Source organism: Olsenella profusa F0195, from assembly GCF_000468755.1.
GTDB classification, from domain to species: Bacteria; Actinomycetota; Coriobacteriia; order Coriobacteriales; family Atopobiaceae; genus Olsenella_F; species Olsenella_F profusa.
In genome coordinates this window covers 1-26,760 of record NZ_AWEZ01000013.1, presented here as the reverse complement: position 1 = coordinate 26,760, position 26,760 = coordinate 1, and the positions used below count along the sequence as shown (strand labels likewise).

Below are 26,760 nucleotides of genomic sequence, written 5' to 3'. Positions count from 1 at the left end.
ATACCTTGTTGCATTTGCCCATTGCAAGGCCATGGGACGAAATTCCGTGACAGACGAATGCACGGCGGCAGCGAGCGCAGCCCTGCGCAGACGTGAGGCCTTGGGTCCTGTGGGTGCGATCTGCGGCGTGTGGGGCGTGTGGGTGCCATCTCCACCCGTGTGGGTGCCGATCGGTCCGTATGGGTGCCTTTCTCCCGGGAGAGGCCAACAAAGCCCCAGTTCGCGAGAAGCCAGAACGGTAGATTGGCACCCACATGCAGGGAATGACACCCACACGCCGCGTCTGACAGCCACGGCTGATGCAATCGGGCAGCCATGGCAGACGTGTCGTCATCACCGACGGCACGTTGTTGCGTTAGCATGGGACATCGTGCAGAGGAGGTGGAAGCCATGATCAAGGCCGTGCTCTTTGACCTGGATGACACGTTGCTCGACATCAACCTTGCTACCTTTGTCGCCCGCTATGCGTTGGGCCAGGCGCGCATCCTCGCGCGCGCGACACGCACGCCCCTTCCCATAGCCAGCTGGGCCCTTGCACGGGCCTACCTTTCCATCGACAGCCAAACGCGCAGGGACGGCCTCATGAACGCCCAGCTCTTCGAGCGTGTGCTGTCCGAGCGCCTCGATACGGACGTGTCTGTGCCCGAGCTGCAGGATGCCCTTGCCTTCTACGACAGGCGGTGCGTGCCCCGCATGCGGGAGGGTCTCGTGTCGGCGCGCCCGCGCAAGGGTGGACAGGCCGTTCTCGATGCCGCCCAATCATTGGGCCTCACCGTGGCACTGGCAACGAACCCCTGCTTCACGCCGATGGTGGACAAGGTGCGCATCTCGTGGGCCGACCTCGACCCCACGCAGTTCGCTCGCATCTCACACCTGGGGAACTCCTCCCGCACCAAGCCCTCCGCCCAGTACTACCAGGAGTTTGTCACCCACCTGGGACTCACGCCCCAGGAGTGCCTCATGGTGGGAAACGACGCCTCGCGTGACTTCCCGCGACCAGCCTGCGGCCTTGCGACGGCCTACGTGGGCCACGGCTTCACGCGCAAGGGAGTGTACGCCGGCCACCTGCGCGAGCTGGCGCAACGTCTGCCCGAAGTCGTGGATCGACTCGATGCCGAGGCGACCCCTACGGACCCTTCCATATAAGGAGCCGGACGGTCGTCGCACCTACCTAGACGACGACGCGATAGCCCGCCTCGCTCACGACGCTGCGATAGGCATCGAGGTCGATGGGGGTCTTGGAGCGCACGTGCGCCGTGCGGCTGGACAGGTCGACCGTGGCCCACGTACCCGCGACGGAATCAAGGGCCCGCGCGACACGTGTGGCGCAGCTCTCGCAGCTCATACCCGAGATCCGTAGGTCCGTCACGTACGGGTAATGGCTCTCGTCCCGGTCCCTGACCCGTGTGGCCCTGAAGGCCCTGCCACCCCTCCTGTCACCCGAACAGCAGTCGCGCGTACCGGTGGCCGTGCCCACGATGCGGCGAATGCCCAGGATGACGATGGCTATGACGGCGGCGATGATGATGGCGTTGGCAAGCATGGTCTCTCCCTTGGCATAAGTTTGTCAAGGATTACTATACCCCTTCGGAAGGGAGTCCCCAACCCCTGTGACAGCCTATTCCGTGAAGCCGGCGTCCACGAGCAGTGGGCCGGCAAGGCCGTCTGCGGCACGCGTGGCCAGCTCGTCGCAGCGCTCGTTGAGCTCGGTGCCCACGTGCCCCTTGACCCATACCCACTCGACCCTGTGCGGCTTGATGGCGCGGAGCATGCGCTTCCAGAGGTCGGGGTTCTTGACGGGCTGCTTGTTCGCGCCCTTCCAGCCCTTCTTGGCCCAGCCCCAGATCCATCCCCTACCCATGGCATTGACCAGGTATTGCGAATCGGAGTGCAGCTCCACCGAGCAGGGTTTGAGCAGCGACTCCAAGGCCACGATGGCTGCCAGGATCTCCATGCGGTTATTGGTGGTGCGCGTGTAGCCGGCACTCAGCTCCTTGCGATGGAGGGCGCCCGTCGCATCGGTAAAGAGCAGCACGGCCCCATAGCCCCCAGGGCCGGGATTGCCGCGCGACGAACCGTCCGTCCACACCACCACATGAGGCAGGTCGGGCACGTCTGCCACGGCGTCGGGATGCGCTGCGGCGAAGTCGTCGAAGCTGGCCACTACTTTGCCTCCGCCCAGGTAGCCCCATATGAGACCTCGGAGATGAGCGGCACGCGCAGCTGCACGATGCCCTCCATGGTCTCCTTGACCAGCTGGGAGAGGGCCTCGATCTCGCCTTCGGGCACCTCGAAGTCCAGCTCGTCGTGAATCTGCAGCACGAGCTTGGACGCGAGGCCCTCCTCGCGCAGACGCTCGGCCACCTGGTTCATGGCTATCTTGATGATGTCGGCGGCGCTCCCCTGCATGGGGTGGTTCATGGCCGTGCGTTCGGCAAAGCTGCGCAGCTGGAAGTTGCGGCTGTTGATGTCCTTCGTGTAGCGGCGACGCCCGTACATGGTGGTCGCATAGCCCAGCCTGCGGGCATCGGCGATGCTCTGGTCCAGATAGACGCGCACGCCAGGATAGGCCTCGAAGTAGCGGTCGATCATCTCCTGGGCCTCACCACGACCGATCTTGAGCGAGGTCGAGAGGCCATAGGCCTGCTGGCCATACACGATACCAAAGTTGACGGCCTTGGCGCGGCTGCGCAGCTGGGGCGTGATCTCCTCCACCGGCACGCCAAAGACGCGCGACGCCGTGGCGGCATGGAAGTCGGCCCCTGAGTTGAAGGCGGCCACCAGGTGCTCGTCCGCCGAGAGGTGCGCGAGCAGCCTAAGCTCGATCTGCGAGTAGTCGCAGGCGAGGAACACGGAGCCCTCGGGCACCGTGAACGCCGTGCGCACGCGATGGCCCAGTTCGGAGCGGGTGGGAATGTTCTGCAGGTTGGGATCGGAGCTCGAGAGGCGCCCCGTGGCGGCCACGGTCTGGTTGAGCGTCGTGTGGATGCGCCCGTCCCCCTTGATGTCTGCGGGCAGCGCGTCGAGGTAGGTGCTCTTGATCTTGGCACGCTCGCGGTAGTCCAGCACCATCTGCACGCGCTCGTCGCGCGCCGCGAGGTCGTCGAGCGTCTTGGCGTTGGTGGAGTAGAAGCCCTTCTTGGTCTTCTTGAGACCAAAGGTGGGCAGCCGCCACACGTCGAAGAGGATGTGGGAGAGCTGCTGCGGGGAATCGAGGTTGAAGTCCTCCCCCGCCTGAGCCTTGATCTGGGCGACCATGGCGTCCATCTCGGCACCCAGCTCCTGGGACTGCCGACGCAGGATGGACGAGTCGACAGCAAGACCCGTGCGCTCCATGGCCAGAAGCACCAGCAAAAGCGGCATCTCGACCGTCGTGAAGAGTCCCAGGCAGCCCTCGGCTTCGAGGGCCTTGGCGAGCGGGGCGCACAGCTCACGGGCGAGCCAGGCGTCGATGGCGGCCTGGGGGATGTCGTCGGTGGCCTCCGGTGTCCTGATGCCCAGGAGCTCTTGGGCAAGCGCGGCCGGCCCATAGCTCGTACGATCGCTCTCGCGCAGGTAGTCGGCCACACTCGTGTCAAAGATGCGCGCAGGGTCCACCTCCGTGGGAACGAGCGATGCCTCCTGGGAGGAGTCGAGCGGGCAGGCAACGTGCAGCACCGCCTTCACATCGGGAGAGGCCATGTGGCCCTCCCTGCCCAGACGGCAGATGACCGCGGTGGCCGCATCACCCACGAACGGGAGCAGGGCGTCTCCCGTGGCGATCCACACGCGCACCGGTGCCATGCCCTCGAAGAGCGAGGCCTGGCCCTGGCGACGCGCGGGCTCCTCCACGGCAGCACCAATCCAGTCCCCACCGGTCACCGCCCTGTCAAGGGCCGCGGCACCGTCATCGCCCGCGAGCGCCCTCGGCAGGGCGGCGCCCTGTGGCACGGGGTCGCCGTCCTCGTCGGCGCCCCCCGCCAGCCTGGCAAGGCGGCGCGTGAGCCCCGTGAAGCCCAGCGCAGCGAAGGCCTGCGTGACCTCGGCGGGATCGAACGTGGGGAACTTGGCGTCCGCGAGCCTGACGTCGAGCGGCACGTCCGTGCGAATGGTGGCCACCGTGCGGGAGAGCAGGGCGTCGTCGACATGTGCGCGGAGGTTCTCGCCCATCTTGCCCTTGACCTCGTCCGCATGGGCAATGACCTCGTCGAGGCTGCCATACTGCACGATGAGGGCCGCAGCCTTCTTGGGACCTATGCCCGGCACGCCGGGGATGTTGTCTGAGGAGTCCCCCTTGAGGCCATAGAAGTCCGGCACCAGCTCAGGCGTGATGCCATGGTAGAGGTCGTCCACAGACTCTGGTGTCATGATGGACACGTCCGAGACGCCCTTCCGGGTGGAGACGATCTTCACGTGCTCGGTGGCCAGCTGGTACATGTCGCGGTCGCCAGTGAAGAGGTACATCTCATAGCCGGCCTCCTCGCCCTCGCGTGCGAGTGTGCCCAGGATGTCATCGCCCTCCCAGCCCTCAAGCTCCACCACGGGGATGTCCAGCGTATGGAGCAGGTCCTTGACCATGGGGAACTGCTCGTGCAGGGCCGGATCCATGGGAGGGCGTTGCGCCTTGTATTGGGGCAGCATGTCGATGCGCACCTGGGGCTTGCCCTTGTCGAACGCGCAGATGACGCCGTTCGGCCGGAACGACTCCACCATCTTGACGAACATGTTGAAGAAGCCAAAGAGGGCGTTGGTGGCACGACCATCCGGCGCGCTCATGGGCTGGCGGATGGCATGGAACGCGCGGTGCATGAGCGAGTTGCCGTCGATGATGGCGATGGTGCGACGCTGCTCGGTGGCAGAGGAATCTGACATGGGCGCTCCTCGTGAGGTTGCATATGGTCCCCTCACATTGTAGCGGGGTCAGGCGACGGGCCAGGGAGAGGGGCGGCCATCCACGGGAGCCATCCATGGCTGCGGGTGCGCATTCCCCGCCCTGTGGGTGCGAATCGGGCCGTGTGGGTGCGAATCGGGCCGTGTGGGTGCGAATCGGGCCGTGTGGGTGCGAATCGGGCCGTGTGGGTGCGAATCGGGCCGTGTGGGTGCGAATCGGGCCGTGTGGGTGCTTTTCTCCTGCGGACGGCCCACAAAATGGCAGGTCGCGGGAGGACCGTCCGGGAGAAAAGCACCCACACGCAGCAAAAGGCACCCACACGCAGCAGGTTGATCATCCCATCCCTCATCTGCAGGACGTTAAGGTGTCATTTGGCAAATCTGCCGGTGGTAGCAAAAAAGAAAGTCATCTGACGGTACCAGAATCGCACGTAGAGTGAACGGTACATCCCACGGGAGAGGTGACACGGAACGGGGGCACATATGCCATGGAGGACCTGATGAATCGCATGGGTATGGCTGAACGTGCTGGTCTGCTGTATGCACCCACCTGCAAGGCCGAGCAGAACGCGCTTAAGGGTATGACCAACGGTAGTGTCATCACGCGTCCCTACCCTGGGATGTTCGCCCGTGCCCCCAGCTGGGATGCCCTGACCGTCTCCGAGCGGCACCTGAGGATGATGCGCACGCTCGCGCGCATGCACCCGGATTGGGTGTTCTGCGGCCCCAGTGCCGCCCTTGCCCTCGGTTTCGACGTCTCGAACTCATGCATGCATCGACTGCATCTCGTATGCTCCGGTGAGGCTTCGAGACGGGATACCGCATCGGTCATGTGGCATCATCTGCGTGATATGAAGGTGATGACCGTCGGGGGGATGAGAGTCTCCTCCGCCGAACGGACGATCGTCGATTGCATGCGTTGGCTCGACTTCTCGCGTGGCCTTGCCATTGCAGACTCCGCCCTGCGCGTATGCGCGAAGGATCAGGACTGGCTTCTGGCATGCTGCCACGCGGTTGACCGGCGGACGCATGGGCTCCGTCAGGCAAAGCTGGTGGCGGCATATGCGGATGCGCGGGCGGAGAGCGGCGGCGAGTCCATTGCTCGTGCAGCGATGATCGAAGAGGGCTTCTCCCTGCCGATGCTGCAGGTTGAGATACCTGATCCCCTCAGCAGCACGCCACATCGTGTTGACTTTCTGTGGACGCTCGCAGACGGGCGGCGGGTGCTTGGGGAGTTCGATGGGCGGGAGAAGTATCGCAACCCGCGCATGACGCGGGGGAAGGATGCCGTGGACGTGCTTGCCGACGAGCGCCTGCGCGAGTCTCATCTGACACTTGGTGGCAGTGTGGTGCGCTTCTCCTGGCAGGACATGAGGAATCGGCGCCGCCTTGCGCACCTTCTCACGGCATATGGCATCCCACATGAGCGTGAGCCCCGGCGGTTCGACCTACGCCCTCTCGATTGCCGGAAGATTTGAGCCACAGGAGACGAGGCCAGCCGTTCCCGTGGATGCTCTTCTCTCCATCCGTGTGGGTGCCAATCGGGCCGTGTGGGTGCTTTTCTCCTGCGGACGGCCCACAAAATGGCAGGTCGCGGGAGGACCGTCCGGGAGAAAAGCACCCACATGTAGCAAAAGGCACCCACAGGGCAGGAAATGCGCACCCGCAGAGGACTGGCATGAAGGAAGGGGACGTCACGCCAATCGAGTGCGTGGCGGTTGCGCACGGTGCTACATTGATAGGCATGACAACGGCTCATGTCCGCATGACGCGAGGAGTCCCCATGTTCTGTCCCGCCTGCGGCGCCGCCATCGAAAAGACGGCCCCGACACCGGAGGCGTCTGGCACGCCGAAGCGCATGCGTCCCCTCCGACCCCTCGTGGCGATCGCCATCATCCTCAGCATCACCGCCGTGGACATCGTCGGATATCTCGTCTGGAGCACGCTCGCCCAACCCAAGACGGTGCAGGTGAGCTTTCAGATTGACGCCCCTGGGTATGGCGCGACGACCGATCCCAAGATCCCATTGCACCTCTCGGGCACGACATTGGAGGGCACGTCCGTCGACGGGAACGTCTATCTCAGCGACATCTCGGACACCGTTGCCGTGCAGCCAGGCAGCCACACCGTCACGGCACCATAGGAGGCGACGAATACGACAGGCTGCTCGACGCATCCAGGCGCTATGCGCAAGGCGGTGGGACCAGCCAGGACAGCATAGACAGCCCTGTACAAAGGACGCAGGAGCAGCGCAGGCAGATGACCCCCGCCACCTACACATGCTCGACCGAGTCGCTCGCCGTGGGGAGGACCACCTTCACCTACGTGCAACTGGAGAGCTCCAAGGACGACGCCTATGGAGCCTATGACGACAAGGTCACATACTTCCAGGATGACATCATCTGCATCCTGAACATAGCCTATCAGATCAACGGTGGGGCGCATGGCTGGCAACAGGTCACCACAACGATCGTGAACGTGGACGCGCGCGGTCGTCACTGTCGCAGAGGCCGTGGGTCTCTCCGATGGCAGCCTGAACTCCCTGTGCCGCAAGGCCCTGGCAGACGATCTCGCCAGAAACCCCTCCGACCTGTATGGAACGGACCTCTCCCAACTGCTCGGCGGAAGGAGCAGGGCCGACCATGTGGGCTCGGACCTCGAGTACTGCCTGACGCCCAGCGGCATGCGCGTATGGACGGGACCATACCTCGTGGGCAGCTTCGCCTCGGGCTATAGGAACATCCTGATCTGCGACCTCACGGGCACCCATGCGAGCGTGGGCGCGGCGCGCGAGGAGCCACCCACCCTCGACGGCACGGGCACCATGACCGGCGCCAACCCCATGCGAGCTAGGGCCTGAGCGCTGGCATGGCCAGCTCGTGGCCGTGCGCAGGGCACGCCGGGGACACGGTTTATTCGTGAGCGTTGACGAAATGCACGCGTCGGCTCGGCACGGAGGTTTTCGTGCTGTCACAATGGCGAGACAGGGCTACTGTAGCCTGCCTGGCAGCGGTTCGAAGGCACCATGTTGGCGGGCGCCCACACCAACCCTAGGTGGCTCCCATGCCACGGATGGAGAGGAAACACGTATGTCACACGACAAGGTCACGGAAGAATACGGGAGTCTGCTCTTCACCGATGCGGACATGCAGGAGCGCCTGCCCAAGCCGACCTACAAGGAGCTCAGGCGCACCATCAAGGAGGGCAAGCCCCTCGACCTGCACGTTGCCAACGAGATTGCGCATGCCATGAAGGACTGGGCGCTCGAGCAGGGTGCCACGCATTTCACACACTGGTTCCAGCCCCTCACCGGCATCACCTCCGAGAAGCACGACTCCTTCATCACCCCCAAGGGCGATGGAACCATCCTCATGGCCTTCTCCGGCAAGGAGCTCGTCCAGGGCGAGCCCGACGCCTCCAGCTTCCCCTCCGGGGGTCTGCGCGCCACGTTCGAGGCCCGTGGCTACACCGTGTGGGATCCCATGAGCCCCGCGTTCATCAAGGACGAGGTCCTCTGCATCCCCACCGCCTTCATCTCCTACACCGGCGAGGCACTCGACAAGAAGACGCCGCTCATGCGCTCCGAGGTGGCCCTCGAGAAGCAGGCGAAGCGCATGCTCAGGCTCTTTGGCAAGCAGCCCCGACGCGTCTGCACCACCGTCGGCCCCGAGCAGGAGTACTTCCTCATCTCCGAGGAGGACTACAAGGCCCGCCCCGACCTCATCCTCACCGGACGCACGCTCTTTGGCTGTGAGCCCGCCAAGGGACAGGAGCTCGAGGAGCATTACTTTGGCGCCATCCGCCCCTCCGTCAATGCCTTCATGAAGGAGGTCGACGACGAGCTCTGGAAGCTTGGCGTGCCCCTGAGGACCAAGCACAACGAGGTCGCCCCCTGTCAGCACGAGTTTGCCCCCATCTTCGAGCAGGGGCCGCTCGCCATCGATGACAACCTGCTCACGATGGAGAAGCTCAAGCTCCTGGCCACGCACCACGACCTCGCTTGCCTCGAGCACGAGAAGCCCTTCGACTACGTCAACGGCTCCGGCAAGCACAACAACTGGTCCATCTCCGCCGACGGCGAGAACCTCCTCGAGCCAGGAGCCAGCCCCGAGGACAACCTGCAGTTCCTCGTCGTCCTCGCCTGCCTGGTCGCCGCCGTTGACGAGCACGCCGACCTGCTGCGCGCAAGCGTCGCCTCCGCGGGCAACGACCGTCGCCTCGGTGCCAACGAGGCGCCACCGGCCATCATCTCCGTGTTTTTGGGCGATGCCCTCACGCCCGTCGTCGAGGCGCTCATCAAGAAGGAGCATGCCGAGAGCCAGGATCGCGAGGAAATCGACCTCGGCGTCCCCGCGCTGCCCAACGTCCTGCGTGACAACACCGACCGCAACCGGACCTCGCCGTTCGCCTTCACGGGCAACAAGTTCGAGTTCCGCATGTGCGGCAGCCAACAGAACCTCTCCGATCCCAACGTCGTGCTCAACACCGCTGTCGCCGAGCAGTTCGACCGCTTCTGCGCGTACGTCTCCGAGCGCTCCGACGAGGCCTTCCCAACCGTGGCCATGCGCTTCGTGCGCCACACGTTCCGCGACCATGAGCGCATCCTGTTCGACGGCAACGGCTACGCCAACGCATGGGAGGCCGAGGCCGAACGGCGCGGCCTGCCCAACCTCAAGAGCACCGCCGATGCCCTGCCCTGCCTCATCAAGCCCGAGAACATCGCTTTGTTCGACAGGTATGGCGTCCTCAACGAAAGCGAGTCGCACGCGCGTTATGTCGCGGCAGCCGAGCAGTATGCCAAGCTCATCAACATCGAGGCCAACACGATGAGCTACATGGTGCGCCACATGTACCTGCCTGCGCTCATCGACTACTCCGGCGAGCTGGCGACCGCCGTCGCAACCAAGGCCGAAATCGGCATCACCGGCCGCTCCGAGAAGGAGCTGACACGGCGCATCACCGACGGTATCGATGCCATCTCAGATGCCGTCGCCACCCTGGAGGCCAAGAACAAGGAGGCCCGCTCCATCGAGGACTGCGGGAGACAGGATCGTGTGTACCACGACGAGGTGCTGCCCCTCATGGAGGAGCTGCGCACGCACGTGGATGGCATGGAGCGCTTCTGTGGCCATGATTGGTGGCCCGTGCCCAGCTACAACAAGATGCTGTTCTACGTATAGGGCCTCGTATAGGGCATCGCGTCCGAGGTCATCGGGGCTGTTCGCGCCTCGGTGCGCCCATCTTCTTCCGCATCGTGCGAGGGGGATGGGTGAGGTTTTGGCTGCATGACGATCAGAGTCCCAGAAATGCCCGCGTGCCAATGAAGATGAGCAGATGCCTCCAAGGGAGCTCGGCATCGTCACCGAGCAGGTGCCCCAGACGACGGCCGATGGCCAAGCCCACGACGCAGCAGGCAGCTGTCATCACGCCGATCACGCTGGCGGCGAAGGCATCCATGGACAGTGCCAGTCCCAAGACAACGACCTCGACCGCCCCCACGTGTCCCCTTCCTCGTCACGAACCTCCCTTGGCCCACCATGCAAAGTCCTGCCATCATACCCAAGGCACACCCACCCCGACCATACCGTCCCCCGTCCCTCCGAAGCGTCACAAAGGAGCTACACTGCCGATAGTTGTCGAAACGAGGCCTCACCATGCCCGCACTCATAGCGCACCATCTCTTTGGCGAGGAGGCCGCACGGCTCTTGCCCGAGGACATGCTCGCATGCGAGGAGGAGACGGTGGCATTCCTCCTTGGCAACCAGGGTTCCGACCCCCTCTACCTCCGCTTCCGCGCGCTTCCACAGATCAATGCCCATGTGCACCAACTGGCGCTGCGCATGCATGGCACACATGCGCTGGACGCCCTTCTCTCGTCGCGAGAGTCCGTACTCCATCTGCATGAGGGGGACAGGAGGACCGCCCGTGCCTTCGTCCTGGGCCTCCTGGGCCACTACCTGCTCGACAGCCGCACACACCCCTTCGTCTATGCCCAGGAGAACGCCCTTTGCGACATGGGTGTCGGCCTTCGGGACGCGCATCACGAGGTGCATGCCCTCATCGAGGGTGACATCGACAGCTGGCTACTCTGGAGCATGCGTGGCAGAACCACCGCGGAGATACCATCGGAGAGCTACCTCGCCTCCACGGCGCACATCGAGCGCATCGCCGGCACGCTTCTCTCGCAGGTGGCCTTCGAGGTGTATGGCCTCTCGATCGATGCCAGGCAGTATGGCGCCAGCGTACGTGACTATCGCACGGCCTATCGCCTGCTCGAGCCCGCTGGCTCGCCCACTCAGAGGGCGCTCGCGAGCCTGGAGCGCCTCGTCAGACCCCACTCCATGGCATGCGCCCTCGCCCACATGCCCAGCGCAAGCGACACATGCGCCGCTGCGAACCTCGAGCATCACGTGTGGCATGATCCCAGCACGAACGAACCCAGCACCGCAAGCTTCGCCGATCTGTTCCAAGACGCCCTCGCCGAATGGCCAGACCTCTGTGGGGCATTCGTCAGGGGCGACCTCAAGGCGCTCCAGGACCTGGTGGGTTCCCGCAACTATGACGGCGTCCCCACAGAGGGGGATCGGGCCGTATAGCGTCCCCCGGACGCATGGGTGGCCTCTCGGGCATGGCTGCGACATCGTCCTGCGCCGGCCGGAACTGGGTGACAAGGGCACGGTAGCCACCACGGGCCAGACACTCTGCGGCATCCATGCGCTCCCCGCGCTCATGCGCCTGGATGAGGCGCCTGCGGAACTGCTCCTGATGCTCCATGAAGGCAAGGCGATGCTCATGAAGGATCGTACGGGGATCCTCGTGGCGCATCACGAGCTGCTCGAGGGCCTCTGCCGGCTCCGCCACGCGCACGACCGCCGTCACGATGGGAATGAACAGCACCGTGAGCGCCGAGTCCAAGAGCAAAAGGACGAGGATCGTAGCCACCAGACAAACCAGCGGGAACGACGACCCCTCGCTGCTCTCGTTCATGAAGTGCCAGACCACCTCGGGTACCGCCCGACCTGGCACCAGGCTCGCCAGGAACGGCACAAGCGTCGCCGTGAGCAGCATGACGGTGAGCGATGGGAAGACTGCTGCCAAGGCTCCCCCCGATCGCTAGCCCAACAACGTCCCACACAACCGTAGGGGCACCCCAGGACGCATGTCGCGGCCGTCGTGGCATGCGCCTCGCCGCAGTCTACCCTTCGGGCGGCATCCCAGACGCCAGGATGGCGTCGAGCGCGCCCTCGTCAAGGACCGGCACGCCCAGCCGCTGCGCCTTGGCGAGCTTTGACCCTGCGTTCGCGCCCGCCACCACATAGCTCGTCCTTTGCGAGACCGAGCCGGAGACCTTGGCACCATGCTCCCTGAGGCGCGCGCCAGCCTCGCTGCGGCTGTACTTCTCCAAGGTGCCCGTCAGCACGAAGGTGAGGCCCGCCAGGCCCTGGGGACGCTCCGGCTCCTCGCCGAAGCCCTCCTGTTCGAGTGACACGCCGGCGGCGCGCAGTCGCTCGATGACGGCCACGTTCTCAGGTATGGAGAAGAACTCCACCACCGTCGCGGCAATCTTGGGACCGATGCCCTCCACGCAGGCGATGTCCTCCGCCGATGCCATGGCCAGGGCCCGCATGCTCCCAAAGTGGCTCGACAGGAGCGCGGCAACGTTGGATCCCACGTGGCGGATGCCCAGCCCAAAGAGGACGCGCGCAAGGCCCGCGCGCTTGGATGCCTCGATCTGATCCATGACCTTGGCCGCGATGGTGCGCCCCACGAAGATGGGGTCTCCCTTGAGGTGGTCTCTCGTGCTCGTCTCATAGCTGCGCCCGGTGTCCACCGCTGCAAGCGTGTCCGCGTCCAGGCGGTCGTAGTAGTCGGCCACATCCGAGAGCAGGCCCTGCTCCACCATGCGACCCACCAGTTCCACGCCCAGGCCATCGATGTCCATGGCGCCTCGACTGCCCCAGTGGATGAGGCGCTCGGTGGCCTGGGCCGGGCAGTCGATGGACACGCAGCGGAAGGCCACCTCCCCCTCGTCGCGCACGACCGGGCTCCCACAGGCGGGACAGGTCGTCGGCATGTCCCAGAGTGGGCGGGCCTCATGCGCGCCCCTCATGGCTCCCTCAAGAATGGGGCCAACGACCTCGGGAATCACATCGCCGGCCTTGTGCACCACGATGGTGTCGCCCACGCGCACGTCCTTGCGGCGCACCTCGTCGATGTTATGGAGCGTGGCGCGTGCGATGGTGGATCCGGCCACCGTCACGGGGTCGAACTCGGCGACCGGCGTCAGGACGCCCGTACGGCCCACCTGCACGCGAATGGCGCGCAGCACGGTACGCCGCTCCTCGGGCGGGAACTTGAAGGCGATGGACCAGCGTGGGGCGCGCGCCGTGAAGCCGAGCTCGCCCTGGCCGACAAAGGAGTCCACCTTCACCACCACACCATCGATGTCGTAGTCGAGATCCTCCCGGTGTGCCAGGGCGTTGGCACAGTACTTATGCACTTCGGTCGAGCTCTCCACGCGACGGGCGTGCGGGTTCACCGAGAAGCCGCAGTCCTTGAGCCAGGCGAGGAAGTCGTGCTGGGTGCCCACGGCGATGGGCCTGCTATCCGCCACGGCATAGATGAAGGTCCTGAGGTCGCGCGCACCCGTGACCGCGGCGTCCTTCTGGCGCAGGCTGCCCGCGGCCGCATTGCGCGGGTTCGCGAAGGGCTGTCTGCCCGCCGCGTCGTTCTGCTCGTTGAGACGCACGAAGCTCGCCTTGGGCATGTAGACCTCGCCACGCACCTCCACGCGCTGGCCAAGCCCCCCGTCCTGGATCTTGGCGAGGCCGGCACGGGCGATGGTGCGCGGAATGTCCCTGATCGTGAGGGCGTTGGCCGTCACGTTCTCTCCGGTGGTGCCATCCCCTCGCGTTGCCGCACGCAGGAGCTGGCCATCGCGATACGTGAGCGCTATGCCCAGGCCATCGATCTTGAGCTCGCAGGTGTAGGCCGCAGGATGGTCGGGCGTCACGCCGAGGGCCTCGTCCGTGCGATCCAGCCACTCGTCGAGCTCATCCAGGTCCATGGCGTCATCGATGGAGTACATGCGTCGGGCGTGACGCACGGGCTCGAACTGGTCAGAGACATACCCTCCGACATTCTGGGTATAGGAGTCTGGGCTTACCAGCTCGGGATGCTCGGCCTCGATGGCCTTGAGCTCCACCAGATAGCGATCGAACTGGGCGTCTGTCATCTCCGGCGCATCGAGCGCGTAATAGGCATAGGCGGCACGGCTCAGAATGCGGTTGAGCTCGGCCGCACGCGCGGCGGGGGTCGTGGCACCCCCCTGGTCGGACGCGTGGTCCCTCGCCCGCCCCGTGCCAAACAGAGGCATCCGCTCGTCATCCGCCATATGCGCTCCCATCGACCAAGCCATCCGTGCATGCATCTTCCCTAGGATACCGCCCGGTGCTCCCCCGTGCGGCGCGGCGTTCGTGCAGGGGCATGGCAGGGGCCTGGCCATGGTGGCCAGGCCCCTGCCTCACGCCGATTGGCGATGCCCTATCGGCTGCTGTCGCTACCGCCCCTGCCGCTCGAGCCCGACCCGCTCGAGTCGCTCGTCTTGCCATTGTCGGAGCCCAGCGTCACGGCGATGTCCTGGGACTGGCCATCACGCATAACGGTCACGGTGATGGTGTCACCGATGTTATGTGAGCGAACGGCCAGGATCATGCCATCCGCCGACGAGATCTCCTCGCCATTGACGGCCGTGATGACGTCACCCACCTTGACGCCCGCCTTGGCAGCAGGGCCATCGGAGGTGACGGAGGAGACATAGGCTCCCTGGTTGACAGAGAGATGGTTGCGCTTGGCGACGCGCGAGTTCACAGTCTGCATCGAAAGGCCAATGTAGGCATGCTCGACCGCCTTGCCGCTGATGATCTGGTTCGCGATGTTCATGGCATAGTTGCCCGGAATGGCGAAGCCAATGCCCGCAAACGACTCGGTATCCGAGGAGAACAGCGTACAGATGCCCACGAGCTTGCCCTCATCATTCACGAGCGCCCCACCGGAGTTGCCGGGGTTGATGGCCGCGTCCACCTGGATGAGGTTGGTATAGATGGTCTGACCGCCGGAGGAGTTCAGCAGCGTGTTGCGCGCAAGCGAGCTCACGACGCCTGAGGAGACCGATTGGTCAAGGCCGAACGGGCTGCCGATGCTCATGACCCAGTCACCCACGACAAGCTGGTCGGAGTCACCGATCTCCATGGGGGTGAGCGTGGTGTCACCAAAGTCGGCATGGATCACGGCGATGTCACTCGAGGAATCGGTGCCCACGACCGTGGCATCGAAGCTCTTGCCGTCCAGGTTGATCGAGACGTCATCGGCACCATTGACCACATGGTAGTTCGTGACGATGTTGCCGCTGGTATCCAGGATGACCCCCGAGCCGAGTCCCGCGCCCTTCTTGTTGGTCACGTAGACGGAGACGACGGAGGGCAGGTCCTTGGCGGCGACCGCCTTGGCGACCGAGGTGTCCTCGCCATCACTCGTGATGTTGACGGTACGACCTGCCGCGCTGTTGGTGGTGTTGATGACCTTGGTGCCACCGATGACGCCCGTCAGGGTGAGCACCAGCACGAGCAGGCCGGCGCCCACGACGCCGCAGACGGCGCCAATGAGACCCGCGCGCAGGCCTCCCGCCATGGGCTTGTGGGGCTTCTTCTGCTTGGGCTTGGCGGTCCGCTGCTGCGGCGCACCGGAAGCAGGGACGGACTGCTGCTGGGAGGTGGTTCCCGTCGCAGCCGCGGCCTGCGGGGCCGCCTGGCCCGCCACCTGCTGCCGGGGGGGCTGTTGGGTTGGTTGCACGGGCCGCTGCTGGTAGCCATAGGGCTGCGGCTGAGGGGCTGGGCTGGGCTGGGCCGCCTGGTAGCCTTGCTGGGGCTGTGCGGCATACTGGGGCGCGGCCACCGGCTGCCCCTGGCAAGACACCTGGCCCCCCTGGGCAGGCTGCTGCGGAACGCCTGCCTGAGAGGTCCCGCTCTGGTTCGTGTCGCTCATGGTTGCACGCTTTCTCTCTCCCTAGGCCAAGCACGCTGCCCGACCTCTCTGGGGACGAATCCCACTTTTTCATATCCTACGATTGTAGGTGTCAAGAGGGCGGTAGGAAAATCCCGACATCAGCACCAAAGTCTCCCATAAAGCTGCTCTAAAGCTTGAAGAGGTACCCCACGCCACGCACGGTGGCGATGTGCGAGGCGATCTGCGGCCCCACCTTGGAGCGCACACGACGAATGTGCACGTCAACCGTACGTGTGCCACCGCAGTACTCAAAGCCCCACACGCGATGCAGGAGCGTCTCGCGCGAGTACGCACGCGAGGGGTGCGTGGCCAGAAAGGACAGCAGCGAATACTCCATGAGCGTGAGATCAACGGGCTCGTCGTCGATATACACCTGATAGGTGGCGAGGTTGATGGTCATGTTGTCGACCGTCACCACGTCGGAGGGGGTGCTCTGGTCGCTCGGCCAGAGCAGCAGGGCGCAGCGCACCTCGAACTCCGCCTGGCTCGCATCGGCAATGATGAAGTCGTTCCTCCCCTGCACGGGAAGATGGAGGTTGGAGAGCTGGCTCGCGTCCTGGATGGCCAGCACCGGAATGCAGCCGTTCTCCGAGACATAGTCGTCAATCTCGTTGACCGTCGCCTGGCTGAGGCCGGCAAAGTCCACTATGACGAGGTCGAACTCATGACCGGAGCGAATCGCCTGCGAGAACGTCTCCGGGGTGGTGGGCAGGATCGAGACATCCAGCGAGCGCCTGAGCTCATGCATGTGACTCATGTAGCGTGAGGTCTTGGAAACCAGGAGAATGTTCTTGTGGTGCATCCGTGCTCCCCGTCTCATCTGCATCATCATGGTCATCCAACGGTCGGAGAAGGCCATTATCGAGCCTACCACACATCCTTGGCCACACGTCGTCGTATACAGGCAAACCGGTGCGACAGTGCGCAAGGGTTCCACAATTGCGACCCGACGGGCAGCCGATGACGTGCATGGCGCACACGACGCCCCTACCGAAGGCTTCCCAGAAACTCACGCGTGCGCGCCTCACGGGGATGGTCAAAGACGTTCTCGGGCAGTCCCTGCTCGACCACGACACCTCCCTCCATGAACACCACGCGATCGGCCACGGCGCGCGCGAAGCCCATCTCGTGGGTGACCACGACCATGGTCATGTCCCCATTGATGGCGAGGTCCTGCATGACGGCAAGCACCCCACGCACGAGTTCGGGATCAAGCGCCGAGGTGGGCTCGTCGAAGAGCAGTACCTTGGGATGCATGGCCACCGCACGTGCGATGGCCACGCGCTGCTGCTGACCGCCCGAGAGCTGAGGTGGCTTGAACTCGGCTCGGTCGGCGAGGCCCACGGCATCGAGCTGGCGCAGGGCCTCCGCCTCGGCCTCCTCATGCGCCATGCCGAGCACGCGCATCGGGCCCAGCATGACGTTCTGCTTGGCCGTGAGGTGCGGAAAGAGGTTGAACTGCTGGAACACCATGCCGAGATCGCGTCTGATCCTGGTCGCCTCCGCCTTCGTCGCGCCCGTGATCTCCCGATCGTCCACAAGGATGTGGCCCGAGGTGGGCGTCTCAAGCAGGTTGATGCACCGCAGCATGGTTGACTTTCCCGAGCCTGAGGGGCCCAGGATCACCACGATCTCGTCGTTCCACACGTTGAGGCTCACGTCGCGCAGCACGGGCGTGGCACCGAAGCTCTTGCCCAGATGCTCGATGCGAACGACTGGGTGCTCCCCTTCCGTGAAGTGATGGTTCGAGAGGTGCCTATCGTGATCGAAGGCGACACGCGCCGCCTCCTCGGAGGCGAGCGGGGCGGGAGTCGCCCTGGCAGACGCCTGCCCAGAGGCACTCTTCCTCCTAAAGGGCATCATTGGTACCTCCATCGGTTACGACATGTGGGCCAAGGGGCGCCAGGAGCGACCGCAGTGCCGAGGGCCGCCCGGCCGAAGCCCTGGCCCGATCGGACTCTGCGGCGGCACCCGCATCGACGCCTGTGGCCGTCCCCGCATCGGAGGGGGCCGATGCCCCCTCCTCGACCGCGGGGCGGTCCCCGCCACCTCGTTCGGCCGTGGCCATGCGCCGCTCCACGGAGCTCACGAGCTTGATGAGCGGCAGCGTCACGATGAGGTAGTAGATGGCCGCCGCGATGTAGGGCGTGATGTTGCCCGTGGTGTTGCTGATGTTCTTGGCAAACATCATGAGCTCCATGACGCCCACGGATGAGAGCAGTGACGTGTCCTTGTACGAGGTGATGAAGTCGCTCGTGACGGTGGGAATCACGCGACGGATCGTCTGGGGCAGGATGACCCACACCATGGTCTGCAGGGGACTCATACCCAGCGAGGAGGCGGCCTCGTACTGGCCATCCGGTATGGACTGGATGCCGGCACGATAGATCTCGGCCTGGTAGGCGGAGGAGTTGATGGCCACCACGATGACGCCAAGGACCACGTTGTCGATGTTGACGCCCATCATGGGCAGGCCAAAGAACATGAGGTAGATCTGCAGGAAGAACGGCGTCCCTCGCAGCACGTTGACGTAGAGGGACGAGAGGCCACGCAGCACGGCATGGCGCGAGATGCGCATGAGGGCGAACACGAGCCCCAGCAGGATGGCACAGGGGTAGGCACACAGCACCAGCACCAGGCAGAGCAGCCAGCCGGGAAACAGGCGCGCGAATGACGTCACCAGGATCTGGGGCTTGAGGAACGTGCCCAGGAAGGGCACGGAATTCCACGCGGCGACCCAGGCCTGGTCATCCAGCCATGTGACCGTCGCCTGCAGCGGCGTGATGGCAATGGTGTGGATGCTGGGCGAGGCGGGAATGACACCCGCAAGGCCCATCGCCGTCTCATAGCCTCCCGATACGGCGAAGTCCCCACCACCGCTTGGGAAGCGCATGTTCGTGGCCTCGATGCGCAGCAGAGAGCCGTCCTGCACGGGCGTGTCGAAGGTGACCGTGAGCGTGGAGCCCTCCACGCTCACGGTCGTGGGAACCTCAAGGCGGTCGAGGCCAGAGAGCACCGTCACGCGCGTGCTGGCATGCTCGAGGCTGGAGCCTTCGGGCAGCTGAAGGGTGACGGACGAGACGCCATCGGCCACATGGACGGTTCCCTCCCAGGTGAGGCGCGTATCGATGCCGCCGATGATGGAGTCGCCTCCCTCCTCGTTGGGGCGTGCCGTCGCCTTGCCGACGGTGATGCTGCCTGCGCCCGACGAGTCGATGGCGTCGTCACCCGTGGAGAGCGTGGCGACATCTGACGAGGACGCACCGCCGAACCACTTCTTGTCGAGGGCGTCGATGGTGCCGTCGTCACGGCATTGCTGCAGGGCGTCGTTGAGTGCCTCGGTGAGGCTGGGGTTGTCCTTGGAGACCACGAGCCCAAACTGCTCGCCCGTGGGCACCTGCAGTGCGATGCGGAGATCGGTGAACGAGTTCATGCACTCGTACCGCATCACGGGGAGGTCGGCGATCGTGGCCGTGTAGAGGCCGCTCTGCACGCCCGTAAGAGCGGCGATGGCGTCGTCGAGGGCAACTATCTGGGCGTTGGGCAGGTTCTCGCGCGCCCACTGGTCGGCCGTCGTGCCCGATTGCACGGCAATGGTAGCGCTGGGCACATTGAGGCTCTGATAGTCGCGCGCCACGGCGTCGGAGGTGCCGGCGGGCGTGACGATACCCAGGTTGGAGTCGATGTAGGGATTGGTGAAGTCGACCTCCTGCAGGCGCTCGTCCGTGATGGTGAGGTTGGAGGCGCCCACGTCGGCCTTGCCGCCCTGCCTGATCATGGGAATGATGGAGTCGAACTTCTGTGGTGGCAGATACTCGCAGGTAAGGCCCATCTTTGCGGCAAGCGCCTGCATGAGCTCCACCTCATAGCCCGCCGGCGCGGCGGCATCGTCCATGTAGTCGAAGGGAGGGTTTGCCAGATCGGAGACGACGGTGAGCGTCCCTGGTGTCACCGTGGTGTAGGCGGGCGCCTGTGCCCCGCTCGCCCCCTGGTCGTCCTGCCGTACGCCGCACCCCGCAAGGAACGACACGAGCGCGGCGACGACCAGCGCAAGTGCCATGGCGAGGATCGGGTGCCCCGTCTTGCGATGGGCCCTTCCGTGCGTGCCATGCGCAGTCTGCATGCTGGACCTCCCCCAGGCGGACCATGAATCACCAATCGGAAAGTTGGAGGAAATTATACCAGCAGCTGATTATGGCTTCGTTACCTTATCGTGTACCTGAATAATACCTGGGGTCATTATGCGTATGACCGTATCAGGCACACACCCGATGCGGGGCAAGGGGTGCGCAGGCAGGGCGGTGCGTTTCCTAGATGCCAACGTAGTAGGTCGTACGCTCCCAGTCCGTGACGACGGAACAATACTCATCCCACTCGCTCCACTTCTGCTCCACAAGGTAGTCGCAGATATGGTCGCCCAGCGTCTCATGCATGAGCTCGCTCTTGTCGAAGCTCTTGATGGCCTCGCCCAGGTTGCGCGGCAGGCGATGGATCCCCCGGCGCGCGAGCTCGGCGTCACTGAGCTTCTCGAGGCCCGAGAACGACTCCTCGGGCAGCTTGAGACCCTCCTCGATGCCACGGACCCCGGCGGCCACGCTCGCGGCGATGGCAAGGTAGGGGTTGGCGGCGGGGTCGGGATTGCGCAGCTCGACCCTCGTCGCCTGATGCTTGCCCGGCTTGTGGGTGGGCACGCGCACCAACGCGGCGCGATTCTTGCGCCCCCACGTGGTGTAGATGGGCACCTCGCCGTTGGGGATGAGGCGCTTGTAGGAGTTGACCGTGGGATTGGTGACCAGGAGGAACTCGGGCGCATACGCGAGCAGCCCCGCCACGTAGCTCTGGCCAAGCGGCGAGAGGTGCGCGGGATGCCCCTCCTTGGGGCCCCAGAAGAGGTTCTCCCCATCGTGGTTGAAGATGGACTCGTAGAGGTACATGCCCGAGCCCGAGAAGTCCGAGAACGGCTTGGGCATGAAGGACGCCATGAAACCGTGCTCGTTGGCCTCGCGGCGGATCACGAGGCGCGCGGTCATGATGTTGTCCGCCGCGGTGATCGCCTCGGCATAACGCAGCTCGATCGCGTTCTGGGAGGGGGCGTTGCTGTGATAGGAGTACGAGACGGGAATGGACATCCGCTCGAGCGAGAGCGTGGTCTCGCGACGGATGTCGGTGGCGAAGTCGGAGGACGTGAGGTCGAAGTAGCCGGCGCCATCCACCGTCTCGGGGATGTCGGAGTTCCGGTCGTGCAGGTAGAAGTAGTCGAGCTTGGGGCCGACGTTGATGACATAGCCCTTCTCGTCCGCCTGTTCGAAGATCCTGCTCAGCACGGAGCGCGAGTCGCCGGCGAACGGCTCGCGACTCGGCGTGCGCACGTCACAGAACATGCGCGCGGCGGCATGTGCCTCGGGACGCCACGGCAGCACCTGAAAGGTGGTGGCATCAGGGAAGGCCAGCATGTCCGACTCCTCCTGCGAGACGAAGCCCTCGATGGACGAGCCGTCGAAGCCGATGCCCTCCATGAAGGCCTCCTCGAGGTCCTCCGAGGAGATGGAGAACGACTTGAGCTTGCCCAAGACATCCGTGAACCACAGCTGCACGAAGCGGACGTTGCGCTTCTCTATGGTCCGCAGGACGAAGTCGATGTTCCTGTCATCACTCATGGGCCCTCCTCGGCCTCGCATACAGAGACGGTCTCATCACCTTGACCTTGACAGAGTCATATTACGTCACTGTTTCGAGCCGGGCCAACCACACGAGCGGTCACACGTGCGCCATCTAGCGGTCGTGCCGCGCGTCGAGCGCGCGCTCCGCATCGGCGACCATGGACTTGGCAACCGTGCAGCTACCCCTGCCCGTACGGCGCACCGAGCAGCTCGCGGCGGCGGAGCAGTCGGCACAGTCCCCTCCCCTGTGGCGCACCAGCGAGCGAATGCACAGGAGCAGCACGGCCAGTACGGCACCGATGACGATGACGTTCGCAACCATGGCGGTTTCCTCCCTCTCGTTAGTCTAGGGTTACTATACCCAGCCGTGCCACGTTGGTCACATGGGATAGAGGCGCGATGGGACGGGGAGGGAAGGGCGGGGCGTACCGATCGCGTCGCAGGACGGCCCGTTTGCCGTTCGCCCAAGTGCCTGTGCAACCGCAGGGCGCCTCCCCATAGAATGGAAGGCGGCTGCCCCCGCTCATCCCTAGGGCGACCGATCGCGCGCCCCAGACAAGCGAGGCCCCCATGGAACAGACCCACCAGATGCCCGTCGGCGATGACCTCAAGTATGCACGCCTGCTCTCCCAGCGCTTTCCCAACCGACAGGCCACCATGAGCGAGATCATCAACCTCAAGGCCATCCTCACGCTGCCCCGTGGCACGGAGACCTTCATGAGTGACATCCATGGCGAATACAAGGCCTTCCGGCACATACTCAACAACTGTTCCGGCATCATCCGCGAGCAGGTGCGCATCATCCTCTCCTCGGAGCTGGACGCGCACGAGCAGGCCGAGCTGAGGACGCTCGTGTACTATCCCCGCGAGAAGATCGACCGCGTGCGGCAGGAGGGCGGGCTCACGGACGAGTGGTACCTGGAGAACCTCCACCTGCTCGTCCGTCTCGCCCGCTGGATCGCGGGCAAGTACACGCGCTCCAAGGTGCGCAAGGCCATGCCCCAGGAGTACGCCTACATCATGGACGAGCTCATGCATGCCACGCGCGACGAGGAGCGCGTGCGTCACAGCTACCACCTGTCCATCCTGCGCTCCGTCGTGGGTACCGGTGCCGCAGACGACCTCATCGAGGCCTTCGCGAACCTCATCAAGCGGCTGGCCGTCGACCGCATGCACGTGGTGGGTGACATCTTCGACCGTGGCACCCATGCCGACAAGGTCATGCACACCATCTCGCACCTGCCCTCGGTGGACGTGCAGTGGGGCAACCATGACATCGCCTGGATGGGGGCAGCGGCGGGGTCCACGGCCTGCATCTGCTCGGTCGTGCGCACCTGCGTTCACTACGGGACCCTTGCCACGCTCGAGGTGGGCTACGGCATCCCCCTGCGCGAGCTCGCCCTCTTCGCCAACGAGGCCTACCGCGCCGACGATGCGCTCGCCCCCATCGAGAAGGCGATCGACGTCATGCTCTTCAAGGTGGAGGGACAGACCTACCGCCGCCATCCCGACTGGCGCCTGTCGGCCAGGAGGCTCCTTTTAGACAAGATAGACCCGACCCGCGGCACCGTACGCGTCGGCGACCGCGAGTGGCCCCTCAGGACCTGCGACTTTCCCACCATCGACCCAAGTGACCCGTACCGCCTGAGCGAGGGCGAGCGACGCGTCCTCGATGGCCTCACGACGGCGTTTCGTGAGTCGGACCGCCTCCACCGCCACGTGGCCTTCCTCTACGAGCAGGGGTCGATCTACCGTGTGTGCGACGGCAACCTGCTCTTCCATGGGTGCATCCCGCTCGAGCCCGACGGGACCTTCTCCACGGTCATATGCGAGGGCAGGCCCTACCGTGGCAGATCCTACCTGGACTTCTGCGACAGGGTCGCGCGACGTGCCTGGACGCTCGGCGACCAGGTGGCGCTCGACTGGATGTACTACCTCTGGTGCGGCGCCCACTCGCCGCTCTCCGGCCGTGTGGTCAAGACGTTCGAGCGCTCCTTCGTGTGCGACGAGCGCGCCTGGGAGGAGCCGCGCGACCCCTACTTCGACCTCAGCGACTCCGCTGGGACCTGCGAGCGCATCCTGGCCGAGTTCGGCCTCAAGGGACCCGGCTCCCGCATCGTCAACGGGCACACCCCTGTGCGGGCCTCCGCCGGCGAGAGCCCCATCCGCGCAGGCGGGCGCAAGCTCATCATCGACGGCGGCTTCTGCAGCGCCTATCACACAAGGACGGGCATCGCCGGATACACGCTGGTATCGGGCTCCCACGCCCTGCGCATCAAGGCGCACCGCCCCTTCCTGGGCGTGGAGGCGGCGCTCGACGACAACGCGGACATCCTGAGCGACAGCGACGTGATCGACCGCCATGCCCATCAGGTCCTGGTGGCCGAGACGGACAAGGGCGCGATCATCCGCTCCCGGATTGCCGACCTCGAGGCGCTGACCCATGCCTTCGAACAGGGCACCATCCCCGAGCATGGGCTGAGCGGCGGCACCTTCGCGGTAGGCCGCTGACCTGACGACGCTGAGCCCACGGGATCGCGCGGGCCGAGCCTGTGGGTGCCAATCGCTGCGTGTGGGCGCCCTTCTCCACTCGTGTGGGCGTCGATCGATCCGTGTGGGTGCGAATCGGGCCGTGTGGGTGCGAATCGGGCCGTGTGGGTGTCTTTCTCCCGCGGACGGCCCACAAAACGGCAGGTCGCCAGAAGCCCGTCCGGGAGAAAGACACCCACACGCAGCAAAAGACACCCACATGCAACAGAAAGCACCCACACGGGTGGAGAAAGGTGCCCACACGAGAGCTGCGGGCAAACGGGCCTCGGTAGCTCGGACCCTCAGCCATGCCATGGAGGTGGGGCCACTCGCATGGCAAGTGGCCCCACAGTCAGCGCGCAGGGTTGGACAGGCATGACCGTCCTTACTGGGCGAGCGTGGCACCCAGCTCCTTGAGCTGCGTCAGCGCGTCGTCATCAGGCGCGAGGTTGGCGATGACGGTGCCCACCACCGTGACGCCCGCCTCCTCCGCAGCCTCCTTCCAGCTGTCCATCCACTCTCCCGTGCCCCAGTCGTAGCTGCCGAAGAGCGCCACGGGCTTCTCGCCGAGGGCGGGGACGCAATCGTCCCACAGCTCCTCGAAGTCGGGGTCAAGCTCCTCGGAACCCATGGCGGGACAGCCAAAGGCAAAGGCATCGTAGCCTGCCACCTGACCGGCATCGAAGTTGTCATACTCGACGGCCTCGGTACCGGCGCCCTCAGCCACGGCATGGGCCATCGTCTCGGTGTTGCCGGTCTGTGAGAAGTACACCACCGCTACCTTGCTCATATCGTCTCTCCCTAGAAGCTCGGCTCTCCTGTCAGATGGGGGCGAACGCGGCTACCGCAGGTTGTAGAAGGCATCCCTGCCTGAGAACTCGGCGGACTCCGCCAGCGCATCCTCGATGCGCAGCAGCTGGTTGTACTTGGCCACGCGGTCGGAACGCGCGGGGGCACCGGTCTTGATCTGGCCCGCGTTGGTGGCGACGGCGAGGTCCGCGATCGTGGTGTCCTCGGTCTCACCGGAACGGTGGCTCACGATGCAGGTATAGCCGGCACGCTGTGCGACCTGCATGGCCTCCAGCGTCTCCGTGAGGGTGCCGATCTGGTTGACCTTGATGAGGATGGCATTGGCGGCACCCAGCTCGATGCCCTTCTTGAGGCGCTCGGTGTTGGTGACGAAGAGGTCGTCGCCCACGAGCTGAACCTTCCTGCCCAGACGCTCGGTGAGCTTCACCCAGCCGTCCCAGTCCTCCTCGGCCAGGCCGTCCTCGATGGAGACGATGGGGTACTTGTCGACGAGCTCCTCCCAGTAGTCGATCATCTCGTCGCTGGTGAGGGTACGGCCCTCGCCCTTGAGCTCGTAGGCACCGGTCTCCTTGTTGTAGACCTCGGAGGTGGCGGGATCCATGGCGAACATGAAGTCGCGACCCGGCTCGAAGCCCGCCTTACGCACAGCGTCCATGAGGTACTCGAAGGGCTCGGCGTTGGTCTTAAGGTCGGGGGCAAAGCCGCCCTCGTCGCCCACACCCGTGGAGAGCCCCGCATCCTTGAGGACGCCCTTGAGGGTGTGGTAGACCTTTGCGCTCCAGGCAAGCGCGGTCTTGAAGTCGGGCGCACCGACCGGCATGATCATGAACTCCTGGAAGTCCACGTTGTTGTCCGCGTGCACGCCGCCGTTGAGGATGTTCATCATGGGGGTGGGCAGCGTGTGGCCATTGACGCCCCCCAAGTACTCGTAGAGCGGTAGGTCCTGCGCGGTGGCGGAGGCACGGGCCACGGCCAGCGAGCAGCCGAGGATGGCGTTGGCGCCGAGCTTGGCCTTGTTGGGCGTACCGTCGGCGGCGATGAGGGCGTGATCGACGGCACGCTGGTCGGAGGCGTCCAGACCGACGATGGCCTTGGCGCACTCCTCGTTCACGTGGGCGACAGCGTTGAGCACGCCCTTGCCCATGTAGCGGTCGGCGTCGCCGTCGCGCAGCTCGACGGCCTCGAACTCGCCCGTGGAGGCACCGGAGGGAACGATGGCGCGTCCCACGGAGCCGTCTGCCAGAGCCACCTCCACCTCGACGGTGGGATTGCCGCGGGAGTCCAGGACCTCGCGACCGTAGACATCAATGATCTCACTCATGGCTTGCCTTTCTCTTGTGGCCCGCAGGCCTCCGATGCGCTGCTACTTTAATACCCAGTGACTAGTGGGAATTACCGGAACGGAGGGCGTTCCCTCGAAGAAGGCACGCGAACGCCCCGGGCCTGTCTGTGACGCACTTAGATTGTATACTATAGCTAACTTATCGGCAACGGGGGAGATACGGGCTCTATATGAGCAGTGCCATGTATAGCTGCTCTGGTAGAGCCAATCGCTGAAGGCCAAGACATTGTTTTCAGGATAGACCATGGCAAACGGGAGGAACTCCATATGCTGGCACCCTAACGCAATGCGCTTGCGGCACCGCTCGTCCCATCCATCCTAGACCCCCTGACGTTGGCGGGCCTTCGCCTCCTCCAGCGATATGACAGGGATGTCTTCCTCCAGATATGCCCTCAGCTCGGGGATGCCCTCGCCCGTCGCGTTGTCCACCAGAAAAATTCGCTCGCAGCAGCAGCTCTCGAGCCACTGGCGCACCATGGGCACGTT

21 protein-coding genes are annotated in these 26,760 nt (G+C 64.9%); 7 read left to right on the top strand and 14 right to left on the bottom strand.

Annotation, left to right across the window (positions count from 1 at the left end; genetic code table 11):
- Positions 1-390: 390 nt before the first annotated feature.
- On the top strand, positions 391-1,146 hold the full coding sequence (locus tag HMPREF1316_RS01850) for an HAD family hydrolase (protein ID WP_021725191.1): 756 nt from the start codon (positions 391-393) through the stop codon (positions 1,144-1,146).
- 25 nt (positions 1,147-1,171) lie between these two features.
- Here HMPREF1316_RS01850 and HMPREF1316_RS01845 read toward each other — a convergent pair whose 3' ends face one another.
- The 3 genes from HMPREF1316_RS01845 to polA form a co-directional block, all read right to left on the bottom strand.
- Positions 1,172-1,543, bottom strand: a complete 372-nt coding sequence (locus HMPREF1316_RS01845; RefSeq protein ID WP_021725189.1) for a heavy-metal-associated domain-containing protein — start codon at positions 1,541-1,543, stop codon at positions 1,172-1,174.
- Between the two features lie 75 nt (positions 1,544-1,618).
- Positions 1,619-2,122: a ribonuclease HI gene (rnhA, locus tag HMPREF1316_RS01840; RefSeq protein ID WP_040650894.1), complete on the bottom strand. Its 504-nt coding sequence runs from the start codon at positions 2,120-2,122 to the stop codon at positions 1,619-1,621.
- A gap of 41 nt (positions 2,123-2,163) precedes the next feature.
- Positions 2,164-4,851, bottom strand: coding sequence for a DNA polymerase I (gene polA, locus HMPREF1316_RS01835; protein WP_021725194.1), 2,688 nt, complete (start codon positions 4,849-4,851; stop codon positions 2,164-2,166).
- Between the two features lie 533 nt (positions 4,852-5,384).
- Here polA and HMPREF1316_RS01830 point away from each other — a divergent pair.
- From HMPREF1316_RS01830 to HMPREF1316_RS01815, 4 genes are all read left to right on the top strand, one after another.
- Positions 5,385-6,347: a hypothetical protein gene (locus tag HMPREF1316_RS01830; protein WP_198009543.1), complete on the top strand. Its 963-nt coding sequence runs from the start codon at positions 5,385-5,387 to the stop codon at positions 6,345-6,347.
- 305 nt (positions 6,348-6,652) lie between these two features.
- Complete coding sequence (locus HMPREF1316_RS01825) at positions 6,653-7,012, top strand: hypothetical protein (RefSeq protein ID WP_021725184.1); 360 nt, start codon at positions 6,653-6,655, stop codon at positions 7,010-7,012.
- A gap of 369 nt (positions 7,013-7,381) precedes the next feature.
- Positions 7,382-7,729 (top strand): hypothetical protein, encoded by a 348-nt coding sequence (locus HMPREF1316_RS01820; protein WP_021725183.1) that lies wholly within the window; start codon positions 7,382-7,384, stop codon positions 7,727-7,729.
- A gap of 229 nt (positions 7,730-7,958) precedes the next feature.
- Positions 7,959-10,049 carry a glutamine synthetase III family protein gene (locus HMPREF1316_RS01815; protein WP_021725193.1) on the top strand — a complete coding sequence of 697 codons (2,091 nt, stop codon included), beginning with the start codon at positions 7,959-7,961 and terminating at the stop codon, positions 10,047-10,049.
- 112 nt (positions 10,050-10,161) lie between these two features.
- Here the strand turns inward: HMPREF1316_RS01815 and HMPREF1316_RS01810 are convergent, their stop codons facing one another.
- A complete protein-coding gene (locus HMPREF1316_RS01810) occupies positions 10,162-10,368 on the bottom strand; it encodes a manganese efflux pump (protein ID WP_021725182.1) in 207 nt (68 codons plus the stop codon).
- A 155-nt stretch (positions 10,369-10,523) separates the two neighbouring features.
- Between HMPREF1316_RS01810 and HMPREF1316_RS01805 the strand changes: the two genes are divergently transcribed.
- A complete protein-coding gene (locus HMPREF1316_RS01805) occupies positions 10,524-11,465 on the top strand; it encodes a hypothetical protein (protein ID WP_021725175.1) in 942 nt (313 codons plus the stop codon).
- Here HMPREF1316_RS01805 and HMPREF1316_RS01800 read toward each other — a convergent pair.
- The 8 genes from HMPREF1316_RS01800 to HMPREF1316_RS01765 all read right to left on the bottom strand — a co-directional run bounded on the left by HMPREF1316_RS01800 (position 11,392) and on the right by HMPREF1316_RS01765 (position 21,915).
- The gene (locus HMPREF1316_RS01800; protein ID WP_156900964.1) at positions 11,392-11,967 is read right to left on the bottom strand and encodes a hypothetical protein; all 576 of its coding nucleotides are present in this window, start codon (positions 11,965-11,967) and stop codon (positions 11,392-11,394) included. The two genes, HMPREF1316_RS01805 and HMPREF1316_RS01800, sit on opposite strands and share 74 nt — an antisense overlap.
- A gap of 97 nt (positions 11,968-12,064) precedes the next feature.
- The gene (ligA, locus tag HMPREF1316_RS01795; RefSeq protein WP_021725178.1) at positions 12,065-14,263 is read right to left on the bottom strand and encodes an NAD-dependent DNA ligase LigA; all 2,199 of its coding nucleotides are present in this window, start codon (positions 14,261-14,263) and stop codon (positions 12,065-12,067) included.
- A 149-nt stretch (positions 14,264-14,412) separates the two neighbouring features.
- Positions 14,413-15,912, bottom strand: a complete 1,500-nt coding sequence (locus tag HMPREF1316_RS01790) for a S1C family serine protease (protein WP_051332878.1) — start codon at positions 15,910-15,912, stop codon at positions 14,413-14,415.
- A 148-nt stretch (positions 15,913-16,060) separates the two neighbouring features.
- On the bottom strand, positions 16,061-16,735 hold the full coding sequence (locus HMPREF1316_RS01785) for a winged helix-turn-helix transcriptional regulator (protein WP_040650885.1): 675 nt from the start codon (positions 16,733-16,735) through the stop codon (positions 16,061-16,063).
- A gap of 185 nt (positions 16,736-16,920) precedes the next feature.
- Positions 16,921-17,793, bottom strand: coding sequence for an amino acid ABC transporter ATP-binding protein (locus HMPREF1316_RS01780; protein ID WP_021725186.1), 873 nt, complete (start codon positions 17,791-17,793; stop codon positions 16,921-16,923).
- Complete coding sequence (locus HMPREF1316_RS13005; protein ID WP_021725179.1) at positions 17,783-20,056, bottom strand: ABC transporter substrate-binding protein/permease; 2,274 nt, start codon at positions 20,054-20,056, stop codon at positions 17,783-17,785. The genes HMPREF1316_RS01780 and HMPREF1316_RS13005 overlap by 11 nt, the downstream gene beginning before the upstream one ends.
- 187 nt (positions 20,057-20,243) lie before the next feature.
- Positions 20,244-21,590 carry a glutamine synthetase family protein gene (locus HMPREF1316_RS01770; RefSeq protein ID WP_021725181.1) on the bottom strand — a complete coding sequence of 449 codons (1,347 nt, stop codon included), beginning with the start codon at positions 21,588-21,590 and terminating at the stop codon, positions 20,244-20,246.
- 115 nt (positions 21,591-21,705) lie between these two features.
- Positions 21,706-21,915, bottom strand: a complete 210-nt coding sequence (locus HMPREF1316_RS01765; protein ID WP_021725187.1) for a hypothetical protein — start codon at positions 21,913-21,915, stop codon at positions 21,706-21,708.
- A gap of 248 nt (positions 21,916-22,163) precedes the next feature.
- Here HMPREF1316_RS01765 and HMPREF1316_RS01760 point away from each other — a divergent pair, with 248 nt between their 5' ends.
- Complete coding sequence (locus HMPREF1316_RS01760) at positions 22,164-24,104, top strand: fructose-1,6-bisphosphatase (protein WP_021725196.1); 1,941 nt, start codon at positions 22,164-22,166, stop codon at positions 24,102-24,104.
- 403 nt (positions 24,105-24,507) lie between these two features.
- Here HMPREF1316_RS01760 and HMPREF1316_RS01755 read toward each other — a convergent pair whose 3' ends face one another.
- Together HMPREF1316_RS01755 and eno are read right to left on the bottom strand one after the other, a co-directional pair.
- Positions 24,508-24,912 carry a flavodoxin domain-containing protein gene (locus HMPREF1316_RS01755; RefSeq protein WP_021725192.1) on the bottom strand — a complete coding sequence of 135 codons (405 nt, stop codon included), beginning with the start codon at positions 24,910-24,912 and terminating at the stop codon, positions 24,508-24,510.
- Between the two features lie 51 nt (positions 24,913-24,963).
- The gene (gene eno, locus HMPREF1316_RS01750) at positions 24,964-26,253 is read right to left on the bottom strand and encodes a phosphopyruvate hydratase (RefSeq protein ID WP_021725190.1); all 1,290 of its coding nucleotides are present in this window, start codon (positions 26,251-26,253) and stop codon (positions 24,964-24,966) included.
- Positions 26,254-26,760 lie beyond the last annotated feature (507 nt).